The organism is Rothia sp. HMSC064D08, assembly GCF_001809525.1.
GTDB classification, from domain to species: domain Bacteria; phylum Actinomycetota; class Actinomycetes; order Actinomycetales; family Micrococcaceae; genus Rothia; species Rothia dentocariosa.
In genome coordinates, this window is record NZ_KV797895.1 from 348,116 (window position 1) to 362,207 (window position 14,092).

15 protein-coding genes and 1 riboswitch are annotated in these 14,092 nt (G+C 58.1%); of the genes, 9 read left to right on the top strand and 6 right to left on the bottom strand.

The genetic code is table 11. The features are described from left to right. Positions 1-153 precede the first annotated feature (153 nt). The 3 genes from HMPREF2625_RS03820 to HMPREF2625_RS03830 are packed head-to-tail and all read left to right on the top strand — an operon-like array spanning position 154 to position 2,768. The gene (locus tag HMPREF2625_RS03820; RefSeq protein ID WP_070521959.1) at positions 154-852 is read left to right on the top strand and encodes an isochorismatase family protein; all 699 of its coding nucleotides are present in this window, start codon (positions 154-156) and stop codon (positions 850-852) included. Beyond that, the gene (locus HMPREF2625_RS03825; RefSeq protein WP_070521962.1) at positions 849-1,616 is read left to right on the top strand and encodes an SDR family oxidoreductase; all 768 of its coding nucleotides are present in this window, start codon (positions 849-851) and stop codon (positions 1,614-1,616) included. The genes HMPREF2625_RS03820 and HMPREF2625_RS03825 overlap by 4 nt, the downstream gene beginning before the upstream one ends. Positions 1,617-1,637: 21 nt before the next feature. Continuing rightward, positions 1,638-2,768, top strand: coding sequence for an isochorismate synthase (locus tag HMPREF2625_RS03830; RefSeq protein ID WP_070521965.1), 1,131 nt, complete (start codon positions 1,638-1,640; stop codon positions 2,766-2,768). Here the strand turns inward: HMPREF2625_RS03830 and HMPREF2625_RS03835 are convergent. Beyond that, a complete protein-coding gene (locus HMPREF2625_RS03835; protein ID WP_070521967.1) occupies positions 2,731-3,789 on the bottom strand; it encodes a 4'-phosphopantetheinyl transferase family protein in 1,059 nt (352 codons plus the stop codon). The genes HMPREF2625_RS03830 and HMPREF2625_RS03835 overlap by 38 nt on opposite strands. 114 nt (positions 3,790-3,903) lie before the next feature. Between HMPREF2625_RS03835 and HMPREF2625_RS03840 the strand changes: the two genes are divergently transcribed. Further along, positions 3,904-5,226 (top strand): RNase H family protein, encoded by a 1,323-nt coding sequence (locus HMPREF2625_RS03840; RefSeq protein WP_070521970.1) that lies wholly within the window; start codon positions 3,904-3,906, stop codon positions 5,224-5,226. 169 nt (positions 5,227-5,395) lie between these two features. Here HMPREF2625_RS03840 and HMPREF2625_RS03845 read toward each other — a convergent pair whose 3' ends face one another. The 4 genes from HMPREF2625_RS03845 to HMPREF2625_RS03860 form a co-directional block, all read right to left on the bottom strand. Then, a complete protein-coding gene (locus HMPREF2625_RS03845) occupies positions 5,396-5,686 on the bottom strand; it encodes a WXG100 family type VII secretion target (protein ID WP_004005567.1) in 291 nt (96 codons plus the stop codon). A 273-nt stretch (positions 5,687-5,959) separates the two neighbouring features. Continuing rightward, the gene (locus HMPREF2625_RS03850; protein WP_013397835.1) at positions 5,960-7,450 is read right to left on the bottom strand and encodes a sensor histidine kinase; all 1,491 of its coding nucleotides are present in this window, start codon (positions 7,448-7,450) and stop codon (positions 5,960-5,962) included. 6 nt (positions 7,451-7,456) lie between these two features. Next, positions 7,457-8,161: a response regulator transcription factor gene (locus HMPREF2625_RS03855; protein ID WP_013397834.1), complete on the bottom strand. Its 705-nt coding sequence runs from the start codon at positions 8,159-8,161 to the stop codon at positions 7,457-7,459. Between the two features lie 60 nt (positions 8,162-8,221). Next, the gene (locus HMPREF2625_RS03860; protein WP_013397833.1) at positions 8,222-8,488 is read right to left on the bottom strand and encodes a hypothetical protein; all 267 of its coding nucleotides are present in this window, start codon (positions 8,486-8,488) and stop codon (positions 8,222-8,224) included. Positions 8,489-8,663: 175 nt separating this feature from the next. On the opposite strand from HMPREF2625_RS03860, the gene HMPREF2625_RS03865 reads away from it, so the two are divergent. The 5 genes from HMPREF2625_RS03865 (at position 8,664) to HMPREF2625_RS03885 (ending at position 13,107) form a co-directional block, all read left to right on the top strand. Further along, a complete protein-coding gene (locus HMPREF2625_RS03865) occupies positions 8,664-9,203 on the top strand; it encodes a DUF3027 domain-containing protein (protein WP_246826635.1) in 540 nt (179 codons plus the stop codon). A 229-nt stretch (positions 9,204-9,432) separates the two neighbouring features. Further along, on the top strand, positions 9,433-10,137 hold the full coding sequence (locus HMPREF2625_RS03870; RefSeq protein WP_013397831.1) for an iron-dependent transcriptional repressor DtxR: 705 nt from the start codon (positions 9,433-9,435) through the stop codon (positions 10,135-10,137). 667 nt (positions 10,138-10,804) lie between these two features. Beyond that, positions 10,805-10,987, top strand: a riboswitch (cyclic di-AMP (ydaO/yuaA leader). A 2-nt stretch (positions 10,988-10,989) separates the two neighbouring features. Further along, positions 10,990-11,643 (top strand): C40 family peptidase, encoded by a 654-nt coding sequence (locus HMPREF2625_RS03875; protein WP_070521976.1) that lies wholly within the window; start codon positions 10,990-10,992, stop codon positions 11,641-11,643. Between the two features lie 283 nt (positions 11,644-11,926). Next, on the top strand, positions 11,927-12,721 hold the full coding sequence (locus tag HMPREF2625_RS03880) for an L-threonylcarbamoyladenylate synthase (RefSeq protein ID WP_013397830.1): 795 nt from the start codon (positions 11,927-11,929) through the stop codon (positions 12,719-12,721). 137 nt (positions 12,722-12,858) lie between these two features. Then, positions 12,859-13,107, top strand: coding sequence for a hypothetical protein (locus HMPREF2625_RS03885; RefSeq protein WP_013397829.1), 249 nt, complete (start codon positions 12,859-12,861; stop codon positions 13,105-13,107). 18 nt (positions 13,108-13,125) lie between these two features. On the opposite strand, the gene HMPREF2625_RS03890 is transcribed toward HMPREF2625_RS03885, so the two are convergent. Beyond that, the gene (locus HMPREF2625_RS03890; protein WP_070521979.1) at positions 13,126-14,088 is read right to left on the bottom strand and encodes a DUF4031 domain-containing protein; all 963 of its coding nucleotides are present in this window, start codon (positions 14,086-14,088) and stop codon (positions 13,126-13,128) included. Between the last annotated feature and the right edge of the window lie 4 nt (positions 14,089-14,092).

The window sequence follows — 14,092 nt, forward strand, 5'->3', positions numbered from 1 at the left end:
TGTCGTGATGCGGCGGCGGGTTGGGAAGCTCGTTTAGTTACGGGGTGTCTATATCTATTAGCTAAGGGTGACCTAATATAGTACTTGCAGACAGACAAACGTTCTATTAAGAACCCCCTAAGCTGTTGTAACTCAATGGCAGGAGGAGATCATATGGCGCTACCCAAGATTGCCCCCTATTCGTACCGCGAACAGGAGCATCAAAACCGTGTAAACTGGCGGGTCGATCCCGCGCGTGCCGCGCTTCTCGTGCACGATATGCAGGGCTATTTCGTGCGCGCATTTGAGCTGGAACGCGACGGACAACACCTCCCAGACGCCCAAATCAACATTGCCATTGCCAATATTCGCAGCCTAGTGGATGCGGCACGCGCGGTGAACATACCGGTCTACTACACCGCCCAACCACCCCGCCAGCACCCCGCCGACAGGCGCTTGCTGACTGATTTCTGGGGCGACGGACTGCAAGACGACGAAAACGCCCGGATCCTCGACGAACTCGCCCCCACCGAATCCGATACCGTGCTCACCAAATGGCGCTACTCTGCCTTCGCGCGTTCCCCGCTCGAAGAGCAGCTCAAAGACCTCGGGCGCGATCAGCTCATCATCGGCGGCATATACGCACATATCGGCTGCCTGACCACCGCCCTTGAAGCGTTCATGCGCGATATTCAGCCCTTCATGGTGGCGGATGCGCTCGCCGACTTCACCGCGGAAGAGCACCGCATGGCCTGCGAATACGCCTCAGGACGATGCGCCCGCGTACTCAACACCACCGAGGTGCTGGAGCACCTCAACGCCGGTGCCCTCGTCACGGCAGACGAGCCGGAACTCCGGAAGGTATGCGCATGAGCTGGGTTATCGTGACCGGCGCAAATGGCGGAATCGGCACGGCAACCGTGCACGAACTCATCAAGAATAACTATTCGGTGTATGCCGCCGATCTGGCAGACAAACCGCACGAATCATTCGCCGCCTACGGCGACGCCATCTTCCGCTACCGCTTTGTCAACGTGAGCGACGAAGAATCGGTGCGGGCGCTCGCACATGCCGCCGCTGAGGTGGGTGAACCTATCCAAGGCGCCGTCTTGGTGGCGGGAATCGTGCACAGCAAACCGCTCTTAGACACCTCTTTTGAAGACTGGAAACGGCTGCATGCGGTCAATGCTGACGGTGTTTTCCTGTGCCTGCGTGAGTTTGCGCGCGTTATGATTGAGCAGGTACAGACATCGCCTGAGAACACGCGTTCGCTGGTAACGGTCGCCTCCAACGCCGCCCGCGTGCCCCGCGCCGAGTTTGGTGCTTACGGGGCCTCGAAAGCCTCGGCGGTGCGCGTATCGTCAAGCTTTGGGCTGCAGCTGGCGCGCCACGGCATTCGCGTGAACACGGTTTGCCCCGGCACCACCCGCACCCCCATGGTGACCGACGCCTGGAACGGCGAAGACCTCAGCGCCCTACCCGTGGCAGGCAGCCCTGAGACCTTCCGCCTGGGAATTCCGCTCGGGCGCATCGCCGACCCCGCCGATATTGCGGCGGTGAATGCCTTCCTCATCAGCGATGCCTCACGGCATATCACCATGCAAAATATTGTTGCCGATGGCGGCGCAACCTTCTAACAGACCCGAAAGGCGTTATCAGTGAGCAATAATCTTCCTGATTTTATGTTTGCCACCGGCACCCGCGTGATGCGTACCGCCGGTTCCCTGCGCCAGGTTACCCTTGAGGATGCGCGCGCCGCCGCCGAAGCCGCCGGTACCGCCGTGGTCGGTCTGATTCCTTTCGACCCGAACGCCCCCGCGCATCTTTTTGTGCCCGAACGCTTGCAGATCGACGACATTCCGGTGCCCGAGCACGAGGTTAAGCTCGCCGAGCCAACGCAGATTGAGGGCCGCGAAAACCCCGGGTACCGGCAGGCGGTGGCGACCGCCGTTGAGCGTATGAAGGCGCATCAGCTGGATAAGGTTGTGCTTTCCCGTCTGTTGCGCGCCGATTATGCGCCGGGTGCCCTCGACCTCGCGGGGGTGTATAACAATCTGCGTGCTCAGCAGCCTAACACCTTTGTTTTTAGCGTTAAGCTGCCGCAGGGCCACCGCGGGTTGGAGCATCCGTATCTGATGGGTGCCTCGCCGGAACTGATTTTCAGTACGGAACCCGACACCGGGGAGGGCAGTGCTTTCAAAACGCACCCGTTGGCGGGCAGTGCGCCGCGCATCGCCGAGCATGGAAGCGCCGAGGATGAGGCTCTTGGGCAGCGGCTTATGGCTTCGCGTAAGGACCGTGGCGAGCATGCGACCGTTATCGCCGATATTCGGGCGCAGCTGGAACCTATGACCCGCCAGCTCACTATTCCTGAGGCTCCTTCGCTTCTGCAGACCCCGCAGCTGTGGCACCTGGGTACCCCCATCTCGGGTGTGCTCAAGCAGGGCATGACCTGCTTGGATGGTGCGCGCGCTATTCACCCGACCCCTGCGATTTGCGGTGCCCCCACCGAGGCTGCACGGCGTATGATCGCCGAACTTGAGCCGTTTAGCCGAGATTATTTCGGCGGGCTCATCGGCTATATGAACGCGGACGGAAGCGGTCAGTGGGCGCTCGTGCTGCGCTGTGCTGAGGTTGATGCGCAAACCGCCATCCTCTACGCGGGCGCGGGCATTGTGGCTGAGTCAGACCCGGTGCTGGAACACACCGAAACCGGCACGAAACTGGGCAGTTTCGGGCGTGCGCTGGGCATTAATACGCTGCCGCAGGCGGTTCCAGCAGACGCTTAACATCCAGCGGTGTGGCGACCGAGTGCACATCCACCACGGGAACGGTGTCTTCGGTTGCCACCGCCAGCAGGAACCGTTCGGGATGCGCCGCCCGCCCCGCCGTATCCGCCGTTGGATGCGCTACCGGGCTGAGCGTCAGCACCGACCAGGTAATAAAGAACGAGCGCTCGCTATTTGTAGAGGCGTTTTCGTCCGATATATCGCGGTTTTTCGGGGGTTGATGCTTGCCGGTGTTCTCACCGTCCGCCGACGTTTCCTCTGTTGACGTATCTGAGTCTTCGGGCAGAGTGAGCGTGGCACGCACACTCACTCGCGGACTTACCGAAAGCTCATGCTCGCAGGGGCGATCCTGTCTACCCGGCGCATCCAGCGGGTTTGCCGGTTCGCACAGGGCGCTGACCATCGCTAAGGTCGCATCGTCGCATTCAATCTGCACCGTCTGCGGTGAAACGCTTAGCCCGTGCCCGGTTGCCTTGAGTACCGCCTCCTTCGCGGTCCAGATGGCAACTCCCGCCGCCTGCTGCTGGCCCGGCGGTAGGGACTCATAGGCGGTACGTTCGTCGATGGTGAGCGCAACCCGTGCGAAACCCGGGAAAAGTGAGGCCTGAACCGCCTCAAGATCAATACCGAGAACCACCTGCTGCTGCGCACAAAAACCACCCGCCGCCAGCGAGGGAACCTGTGACATATTGAAATTTACGCCCGCAATGCGCGGCTTACCGTGTGGTTTACCGCTCGTGCAGAGCCGACATGACCGATCCACCGTGATCGTGCGTGCGCTCCGCCCCGAAATACCCAGCCGAGGCGCAGCCAACGCCCGCATGAGGGCTTCAGTCGCCAGGTAACTCACCGAGGCCGACGGGCTGTGTATTGACGCCGCCTTGCGCCGAGCTTCCTCGCCCACATAGTCAAGCCACGTGAACCTTAACCCGCCGGTAAAGGTACGGGTGGGCAGGGTAAATACACTGATGTGCGTGCGTGAAACATCCGCATCCCCGGAAGATATAGAGTGGATGGTCATACCCTAAGTCTACCTGCCTGCCGCCTGGAACCTGCGTGACGTGACGAAACCTCTAGCTTCATGAACTGGCGCCACACTCTGCGCTTTACGAGTGTGTAAGGTAAAGTCGAGAGCATGCAGAATCAGATTATTGCGGCGGCTGACGGCTCCGCGCTTGGTAATCCCGGACCTGCCGGATGGGCATGGTACATTGACGAGAACCACTGGGCGGCAGGGGGCTGGGAGCACGGCACCAACAATATGGGCGAGATCAAGGCGGTTCTCGACCTGTTTGAGGCGACCGCTCACCGCGCCGAGAGTAAACTTCTGATCTACTGCGACAGCCAGTACGTGATTAACTCCCTCACCCAGTGGATGCCCGGGTGGAAGAAACGCGGCTGGAAAAAGGCCGACGGTAAACCCGTGCAGAACCGTGACCTGCTCGAAGCGCTCGATGCCGCAAGCACCGGCAGGGACTACGAGATGGTCTGGGTTAAAGGGCATGCCGGGCACGAGCTGAACGAGGCCGCAGACTCCCGCGCGAACGCAGCCGCGCAGGCCTTCAAAGAAGGGCGAGAACCCGAAACCGGCCCGGGATTTCCCGGTTCGCCGCATACAGCAGGTGAACAGACCGACCCGAGCACCCAAGCCGACCAAAATCGTGAAACCGAGAACCACGCCCACGCCCAAGACCCCGATACTCTCGCTGCGGATGCGCACCTGAGCCTCGAAGATTTCACTGAAACCGAGGTGGAACGCGCACGCCAGGGGTTCGACTCCCTGAAACTCAACGGGATTCTCAAGCCCGCATCCGCCGTTGCCGCACCCGATCCGCAGGCGGTGCAGGAGCGGAAAACGAAACTTGCCGAAGCCTCTGCACGTGCCGCAGAGCGTGAGGCGCAGGCGCAGCAACGGGCGTTCGCCGAGCAGGAACTTGCCGAATCAGAAGCCGAAGAGAACGAAGAATTTGAAGGCGAAGGGTTCGAGGAAACCGAGCAGGAGAACAACTCTCAGGGAAGCACCACGGAAAATGCCGTGCCCAAAGAGCCTGCACCCGCCCCCACGGGAACCGCTGCACCGGTACCTGCACAACCGGCATTTTCCGCCCCTAACCCCGAAGACGCCGTGCACGCCGAACGTGAGCTTGAGATGCGCGGCGGGAGCATGAGCGAACCCGAGATTTCTGCGCTGCTGCACGAGCGTCTGGTATGGGTGACCGCAACCGGTCGTTCCGTCAGCCGTGCCGACACCATCGCGTACCGTGCGCGTGCCTTCACCCAGCAGGGCAGCCCCGCCAAACAGGGCGTGCAGGTTGTCGATGATCATAACGTGCTCATCATGGCGGCAGTGCAGACGGCACGCGGGCGAGTCAATCGTTCGAGCCTGTGGCATTATGACACGGCAGCAGCCCCGAACGGGTGGCGGCTGCGGTTTAGGCAAGAGACCACCGCATCCTAAGCTCGCACATCGCCCGCATAAATCGGCGCAGCCCGCGCGGGAACCGACGTCACCAGATCATCTGCGCCTAAGAAAAACCGGGGCTGCCGTGAAGTCCGCTATCAATCCTTCACGGCAGCCCCGCGTGCTATCTCGTTAAAGTTCAGTGCACATAGTGCGACCCTGGAACCTAGCCCACGAACATTGCAGCGTTCGCGTTTTCAGTCTCCGCATAGTTCACGCCCGCACGGTCAAGAGCCTCGTTAATCTGGGTAATCGACTCTTCCACACGCTTCTGGGTGCCGCGCCAATTATCAAGCACCGCCTGAAAGTTCGTCGATGCCGAGCCCGTCCACGAACCCTGCAAATCCTGTAGGGATGCGGTCATCCCGGTAACCTCGGCGCTAATGTTAGCGACCTGGGTTTTAGCCTGGGCTGCCTTCGCTGCAATAGTCTCTGAATCGACGACGAACTGTGCCATGATATTCCTCCTGGGTAGGGTGTAAAGGTTTTTTCGAAAGCTGCCAGCCGCGTGAAAATCTGCCGTAGAATTCAGTGCCGTACAGCGCTCACCATCTACCTTAGAGAAACGCCCATCGCGATGCGCCCGCGAATCTTACTGCCTGTGGATAACTGCCCGCGCGGGACATAAAAACCGGTTATCCACAGTCCGAGAGCGTCCTAAAACCGGTATGGGATGCGGTTTCTCATCCGCACCAGCCGAACTATGACGAACTATATTCCCGCCCAGCGGCTACTGCGAAACGCCGTTATCGGTCATCACCGGCGCCGGATAGAACGGCAGGCTAATCACAAAGGTCGCACCGCCTCCGGACGTTTCCTCAATATGCACAGAACCGTCGTGCTGTTCCAAAATCGCCGCCACAATCGACAGCCCCAGCCCGGTGCCGCCGGTCTCACGCGAACGCGAGGTATCGGTGCGGTAGAAACGCTCGAACACGCGCTCGCGATCTTCACCGTGAATACCCGGGCCGTGATCGCGCACCTCAATAACCGAGAGCGGGTATCCGGGAACATCTTCGCGCACGCCAACCGCGATTTCTAAGGGCGTGCCCGCCGGGGTGTAGCGCATCGCGTTAGTGAGCAGGTTGGCGACCACTTGGCGCATCCGTGATTCATCGCCGATCACGGGTGCACTTGTGGGGGCTACATCGTCGGTGAGGCCCACAAGCGAGACTTCACGATCCGGCGACGTTGCGTAGGCGTCGTTGCTGGCATCAACCGCCAGGTGGAATAGGTCGAAGGGGGCGAGCTTAGATTCGCGGCGTTCGTCGATGCGCGCCAGCGTGAGCAGATCCTCGACCAGCTGGCCCATGCGCTTGGACTCGGACTCGATGCGCCCCATCGCGGTTGCCACGGCCTCGTCATTGGGCAGGGCACCCTGGCGGTATAGTTCGGAGTACCCGCGAATACTTACCAGCGGGGTGCGCAGCTCGTGCGAGGCGTCTCCCACGAACCGGCGCATCTTCGCCTCTGACTTCGCCTGCGCATTAAACGAACTCTCAATCTGCGCGAGCATAGTATTCAGCGAGATCGCCAAGTTGCCGATTTCGTTGCTGGGGTTGTAATCCTCGATGCGCTGCGAGAGATCCCCGGCGGCAATCTTCGCGGCGGTCTGCTCCACACGCGCCAGCGGTTCGAAGGTGCGGGTCACAATCACCCAGGTCATCGCGATCGCGGCGGCGAGTGTGGCAAGCCCGAACGCGAAGGTCAGCACCCCAACCAGCGCGACCACCTGATTCGTCTGCTTCAGCGGCAGGGCAATCACCATTGAAGATGCCTGGCCATTGGTTGAAGACTCCAAAGAAATCGGCATGATACGCCAGTCGTTAGATCCTGTCCGCGAGTTTACGGTTGTGCCGGTTTCGTGGTATTTCTTGACCTTTTCGGAGTCCCAGCCGGTGAGAACCGGCTCGTTTTCCGCCTGTTGATCGGCTCCCGCAATCGAGTACAGCACGTTTCCGTGCTGATCGAGTACATAGACCCGGTACGAGCCGACCGCCCCGTCCTGCCGGGTTTGTGAGGTCCCAACGGAGGAAACGAGCGAGGAAGAGCTCGCCTTCATCTCTTCGTCGAGCTGATGCACCATTTGGGCGCGCAGTGCTGAAATCGCCACGAGCGAGGTGACCGCGATGGCAAGCGCAATGAGTACCGAGGTCACCAGCACCAGCTGGGTTCGCAGCGACAGCGAGTGAGGAAGACGATCAACAGGTTTCAGTGGCACGAGATACTAGCTCCGAGAACCGCGAATCATGTATCCCACACCGCGTTTGGTGTGAATGAGCGGTTCGTGTCCTTCGCGGTTGTTATCAATCTTGCGGCGCAGGTACGAAATGTACGACTCCACAATGGAGGAATCGCCGTTGAAGTCGTACTCCCATACGTGGTCGAGAATCTGTGCCTTCGAGAGCACGCGGTTTGCGTTGAGCATCAGGTAGTGCAGCAGGTTGAACTCGGTGGGGGAGAGGTCGATTTCCTCGTCTCCCAGGAACACCTCATGGGTGTCAATGTTCAGGCTCAGGTCGTCCACGCGCAAAATCGCGTCGTCTTCTTCCTGGGCGTTGCGTGACCGGCGCAGAATCGCGCGGATGCGGGCGATCACCTCATCAAGCGAGAACGGTTTGGTGACGTAGTCGTCACCGCCCGCGCCCAGACCGGCAACCTTATCTTCGGTGGCGTCCTTCGCGGTGAGGAACAGCACCGGGTATGTGCGCCCCGCATCGCGCAGACGGCGAGTGACCTCAAAGCCGTCCATGCCGGGCATCATCACGTCGAGGACGATGAGGTCCGGCTGTTCGTTTTCCGCCTTCTCAATCGCTTCGCGACCGTTACCAGCGGTGACAACCTCAAACCCCGCAAAGCGCAGGGATGTAGCCAAAAGCTCTAGAATATTGAACTCGTCATCAACGACGAGCAGTTTAGCTTCTGCAGACATTGTGTACTCTTCTTTCACCAGGAAAATTATCGGAAAATCTTATGTACCGGTATGCGCGTCTTAGCTTGCTCGCCTGCGCAGAACCGCCAGTACAATACTGACCATGAGCGCAAGAAAAGCGACCGGAAGCAGAATCAGCGGAATCTGACTCATGAGCGCTGGCGGATGCGCCCCCGCCCATTTCATGAGGAGCATGACGACGCCGCATATTACGCATACTACGGCTAGAATACCGCCGCCTGCACCTAGCCAGCGAATCGCTCGGGTGTAGGGAAGGGCAGCGGCGGCCTCTACAGGCTCAGAGGAAGATACGCTTTTGCTACTCATGGCATAACCGTATCAGGTTTATGGGCCTGCTCCCGCCGAAAAACGCAATATTGCGCTGTGACGGGCAGTATTCACAGCGTTTGCGCAGGTTAGGGTCTGACATGGGCGCATGCGGGCGAAAACATCACACGAACCCCTCGCCGTCATCGCGCTGGGAGATGCTTTAATAGGTAGTATGTCTGAACAGGTGAACCAACAACCCGACGAATCTACCGTGCCCACGCTTGAACACGATGCCGAGACAACGGCAGCTGCGCATGACCCTTTCGTCGTTGAGGAAGATGAACTTCCTACCGGGGAACCCACCCTGGGGCCTGCGCATAGGCGCCGTCGCACCACGAAGGTTGACGATATTCTTGCGGAGGCAAAAGATATTGCACTCACCGGGGTTGAGGCTGTTGCACCGCATAACTCTATCGGTCTGGTGCACCATTTGCGCGGCGAAGAAGAGCGCTTGACTACGCATCTGTTTGAGTGCACGCTGCCGGGGTACCGCGGGTGGTTTTGGTTTGCGACTCTATCGCGGGCACCTCGATCTAAGGTCGCGACTATCTGCGAGGTCGGTCTGATTCCCGGTGATGATGCGCTTCTCGCCCCCGAGTGGGTGCCGTGGGCAGATCGCCTGCAGGCCAGCGAACGTGATAACAACGGCGCTGAGGAGGCGGGCGCATCCGCTGAGGATCAGCAGGACGCCGAGGATACCGAAGAGGTTTAGCGTGAGCTTTTGCTGAGAGCCGCCTTGATAGTTTTGCTCTTCGCGGATGTACTCAGAACGATTTTCGAGATGGATTCTAAGGCGAAAAGTTCGCTTCAAGCGACGCGCCGGGGTAATCCGTGGCAAAACTACTTAAAAAGGTACATAATAGTTACTCAGATATAGGTTCGATATAAGGCTAGGCTACGTTTGCTTGGCTGCAGGTTGTATATAAGGGGAATAAGACGGTATGACCGATCTGATTGATACCACTGAAATGTACCTGCGCACCATCCTCGAACTTGAGGAAGAGGGTATTACCCCCATGCGTGCGCGTATTGCGGAACGCTTAGACCATTCCGGTCCGACCGTCTCACAGACCGTGGCGCGTATGGAAAAGCACGGACTACTCACTGTTGAGCCCGACCGTCACCTCGAACTGACCGATGAAGGTCGCAAGAAGGCCGTTGAGGTTATGCGTAAGCACCGCCTCGCCGAGCGTCTGCTCTCTGATGTGATCGGTCTGGATATCGAGTATGTACATGATGAGGCATGCCGCTGGGAGCACGTGATGAGCGATCACGTGGAGAGGCGCATTCTGGATATGCTCAACCAGCCTAAATTCTCTCCTTACGGCAACGCTATTCCCGGCCTTGAAGAACTCGGCATCGACAGCGAAAAGAACGACGAACGTACCGTTCCTATGGCGCTTGCTGCCCGCGATTCCGGTCCTGAGGATCGCTTCACGATTTCACGCTTCCCCGAATCTATTCAGACGGATATTGACCTGCTCAAGGTGCTTGCCGACGCCGGTATTACCTTTGGTGCTTCGGTGTCTGTGGTTGGCGGCGACAATAACGATGTGATTGTGCGTGCCGATGGCGAAGACGCCTCTATCTCGTTGGATTTGGATGTTGCGAACGCTATTGTGGTCAAGCGCGCATCTGCACTCTAAAGAATGTATCGTTCGCCAGCCGGACGGTTGTAGAAGGCGGCTGATAGTGTGCCTTCCCGTATAGATCTCATAATTGACCGTGGGGCTTACCGTAGGGTGAGCTCCACGGTTCTGTTATGTCCTGAATTCTCGGGGGTGAGCGGGTGTGAGCCGCGGTTACTCCTTAATATATAGGGGGTGGCTGCCGGATTATACTCTTCGGGACGGTATATCTGTATCGTCGAGAATTTAGCGTGTCATAGTGCATCCATGCCGGACGTGCCTTTTGCAGATGCGATGTTCAAAATCAGGTTTTGGGGGATACATCCCAGATATAGCGCGGAAGCTGCCGTAAAACGGCAAAACTTTACGGTGCGACTATCAGGAGAAAATTAACGTTCGCGCAGAAAAAAATTTTAAGAGATGTGGATCAACCTTAAAGAAACCTGGGAATGCTGGATATTTGTGCCGATAAAACCCCTCAAATCCGCGGAACGCTGTATAAAACTACTAGTCAGAGGCTTATTCTAGAAGAACAAGTGTTCTTTTCGTAAAGTATTGCTAACTCCGTGTTATGGACTATTTGACACTATTGGGGTGAAAAAAGGTGGCGACACGAGGTGACAACTGAGAGTTTTCTGTGTATTCTCATTTTGTGTCCAAATCCTAATCGTAAGAGGACACCCTTGGAGTGAATCCGCCGAGTTCTGCCAGCACTTCAAGGAACGTCTACCCAATACGGCAGAAGCGGGGGAACCACTTTTCGGTTTCTCCTTAGGGGAGAAGCCTAGGGGCTAAGTCGCGCAAGTGACCGAGTGAATCCATGCTCGCGCCCGACAGCTTACCTCGTCAGGCAATGGAGGAATATTACTAATGGCTAAGAAGATTGTTCGTAACGCAGGTATCGTTGCTGTTGCCGGTGCTGCTGTTATCGGTTCCAACATTCCCGCAAACGCATTTGCTGAGGTTCCTGCAGCAACCGACTTGAGCTACGACTACAGCAGCTACGAGTACGATTACAGCAGCTACCAGACCCCCGCAACTTCCTACGTTGCACCTCAGGCTGAGCAGCAGACCGAGTACGTTGCACCTGCACAACAGACCGCACAGGTTGAGACCACTTCTGCACAGGCACCTGCTGCTGCAGCAGATCAGACTCCTGCACCCGCTACCAACAACGCAACCCGCGACGCTATTGTGTCTGCAGCTAAGGCTGCTCAGGGCACCGGTTACGTTTGGGGCGGTCGCTCCTACGGTGCATGGGACTGCTCCGGCTTCGTCTCCTACATCTTTGCTCAGCAGGGCATCAAGCTGACTCCTTACACCTACACCATGTCCACTGAGCTTCGCGCAACCGCGAACCCCCAGCCTGGCGACATCGTGTTCACCAACGGTTACAACCACGTTGGTATCTACGTGGGTAACGGCCAGATGGTCTCCGCTCTGAACCCCTCGCAGGGTACCCAGCTGACCCCCGTTGATGGCAATGGTTACATGCCTGTCGATGGTTACTACACCGCTTTCTAATCTCATCTGAGATAGAGAAAACTTAGACAAAGACGGCACCCGTCCAATCGGATAGGTGCCGTCTTTGCGTGCTCTGGAAGGTATATATACCTTTCGAACTTCGGTGCCAGACTTGGTGCACACTCGTGGCTTGCATGCAGATTCTAGACGCTTAAGCCCTCACACCGCGGCTTTATGGCAAAAAACGCGGGAGAGACCGCATCGTGGTCATGTGAATATCTCATGATGTGACTATATAAAGATAGGCTTGTCTTGTCTTCTGGGCGAGTACAATACTTGAACTATGGAAAATACATCATCAACTCCCATCCGCGAAGACTGGACGGGCGAGGCATCTCCGACAGCTGTAGCGACCCTCTCAGGCACCGGCGGCCTGATCGTCGCCCCCACAAAGGTTGGCTATATTCTCATGGCGACTGATGGCGAAGGCCTCGAACGTAAATTTGACGCCAAGCTCCGCAAGCGCGAAAAGCCCGGCGTCGTGCTGTGCGCATCCTTAGAACAGCTCGATAAACTTGCCCAGATGACCCCAGAAATCCGCGAATTCTACCGGAAACACTGGGACGACGATATTCTTTTAGGATGCATTCTGCCCTGGCGCGAAGACGCTGAAAAGTACCTGCCGGATGAAACGACGAAGGAACTTGCCCGCGATGCGCGCGCAACCAGTTGCTTCGTGGTGCGTTTTGGCACTCCCGCAGAACAGATTGTTCGTGCCCTTTGGGAGAATGAAGGGAAACTGACCTTCGCGAGCTCAGCAAACCCTTCGGGCATTGGGAATAAGGGGCGCGTGACGGGCATTGGCGACCGCATCGAGAACAGCGTAGACGTGATTGTGCGCGGCGATGAATACGTGAAATCCATTCAACCCGATAAGACCGACGAAACACGCCACGAACAGGGCGTGATGGTCTCAATGGTCGATGCCGAGGGCAACCTGGTGCCCGAACAGCACGGTGAACGCGGCGTGACCCCCGCCCCCACCCTGATTCGTAAGGGCTTGGACTATGAAGAGATTATGCGCCATCTGAGCGACTCATTCCCCAGCTGGGATTATCGCCACGGCATGTACTACTAAGCCCGCCTCAGGCTATTTTCGGTAGGTTATACGGGGCGTGCGTCTGATGGTCGATCAGGCGCACGCCCCGTATACGTCTCTAGGCGTGAGGCGAAAATGCGTTCTTGCGGGGTAGGATATGCGGGTACCATAGAAGAATGCCAACACAGTTTGAAAGCCCTAAGAACAGCTCCGACCAGGAATTTACGTACCTTGCCGTCGGCATGGTGGCGGGTGCGATCCCGGGCATTGTGATCGGTCTGCTCGTCGCGCTGCCGCTCGGCAACCCGGCCATGTGGGTTTCTGTCGTCGGCGGCATAGGCATTATTATCGGCATGGTGAGTGCCCGTATGATCTACCGCAAGAAAACGAGGGCACGAAAAAATCCCCGCAGTGAGCAGGACTAGCTCATTGGTGGGCACAATTTAGTGTGCCTCCTTAATGGGCTGTTCGCTCAATGCTGCGCGGTAGCCCTCCAGCTCGGTACGGAGGTTCAGACGCGCGGGCGCATCCCAGAGAAGATGCGCAGTGTCTGAAGCATAGATCGCTGTGCGATTCAGAAAACCTTGCAGAATCCCCGCTCGGCCGCGAGTGAAGGCATCCGGAGCGTAATGGGCGTACTCGGCGCGAACTCCGGTGACATAGCGGGTATAACGCGGACTATCGGCGGCGAGAATCGCAAGGTCGGCATCAAGGAAGAATGCTGCATCGGCACGGGTGAGCGCGCCAGAGGTATATTCCTCAATACCATCGGCTAATTGGTGAGAAGCCGTGAGCTCTATCAGGTGCGCAATAGCGGTAACCTCGCGGTTCGTGAGAGACCCGGTACTCGCCAGGGGAGTGAGGGCGGTGCGTGCGAGGTCGGCACTAGCCGCCTCATCTTCGCCGGGATTTGCCTCGTAGACGGCATCATGAAACCATGCCGCCAGAAGTACCGCCCGCGGGGTTGCGGTGTGGTGCCGTTCGTAAAGCGTCTTGAGTGCGGTGAGCATTTCCGAAAGATGCACGCTCGTGTGGTATTTCCGATGCGGCTGCTCGTAACGTTCTAGTAGATCTTCGCCCAGCGCTGTGTGCCCGGGCAACAACGACTCCCAGGCGCGCATGAGGCGCGGGCGTATTTTATTGGGGCGTTCCCGCAGCGGCACCCGCAGTCCGCTGCCTATCAGGATGCGCGTCAGTTGCGATCCGCTCACCTCGCGCGCCCCGGCACGAACCAGCCCCTCGTACCGGTACGCGGGAACGTCGTAGTGGTCGGCATCGAAGGCACGCGGGCTTATGCTAGTTTTTGCCGCAAAATCGTGAAGTTCCGCCAAAGAAATGTCAGAGATCAGGTGCGAAAAGACCGTGCCGTGTGCGGGCCAAACGGGCGGGTCAATAAAAATACTCACTCGT

What these genes read in the sequence shown, in the direction of transcription:
- HMPREF2625_RS03820 (WP_070521959.1), top strand. Translation starts at nt 154, where the DNA reads ATGGCGCTACCCAAGATTGCCCCCTATTCGTACCGCGAACAGGAGCAT.
- HMPREF2625_RS03825 (WP_070521962.1), top strand. Translation starts at nt 849, where the DNA reads ATGAGCTGGGTTATCGTGACCGGCGCAAATGGCGGAATCGGCACGGCA.
- HMPREF2625_RS03835 (WP_070521967.1), bottom strand. Translation starts at nt 3,789, where the DNA reads ATGACCATCCACTCTATATCTTCCGGGGATGCGGATGTTTCACGCACG.
- HMPREF2625_RS03840 (WP_070521970.1), top strand. Translation starts at nt 3,904, where the DNA reads ATGCAGAATCAGATTATTGCGGCGGCTGACGGCTCCGCGCTTGGTAAT.
- HMPREF2625_RS03845 (WP_004005567.1), bottom strand. Translation starts at nt 5,686, where the DNA reads ATGGCACAGTTCGTCGTCGATTCAGAGACTATTGCAGCGAAGGCAGCC.
- HMPREF2625_RS03855 (WP_013397834.1), bottom strand. Translation starts at nt 8,161, where the DNA reads ATGTCTGCAGAAGCTAAACTGCTCGTCGTTGATGACGAGTTCAATATT.
- HMPREF2625_RS03860 (WP_013397833.1), bottom strand. Translation starts at nt 8,488, where the DNA reads ATGAGTAGCAAAAGCGTATCTTCCTCTGAGCCTGTAGAGGCCGCCGCT.
- HMPREF2625_RS03865 (WP_246826635.1), top strand. Translation starts at nt 8,664, where the DNA reads ATGTCTGAACAGGTGAACCAACAACCCGACGAATCTACCGTGCCCACG.
- HMPREF2625_RS03870 (WP_013397831.1), top strand. Translation starts at nt 9,433, where the DNA reads ATGACCGATCTGATTGATACCACTGAAATGTACCTGCGCACCATCCTC.
- HMPREF2625_RS03875 (WP_070521976.1), top strand. Translation starts at nt 10,990, where the DNA reads ATGGCTAAGAAGATTGTTCGTAACGCAGGTATCGTTGCTGTTGCCGGT.
- HMPREF2625_RS03880 (WP_013397830.1), top strand. Translation starts at nt 11,927, where the DNA reads ATGGAAAATACATCATCAACTCCCATCCGCGAAGACTGGACGGGCGAG.
- HMPREF2625_RS03885 (WP_013397829.1), top strand. Translation starts at nt 12,859, where the DNA reads ATGCCAACACAGTTTGAAAGCCCTAAGAACAGCTCCGACCAGGAATTT.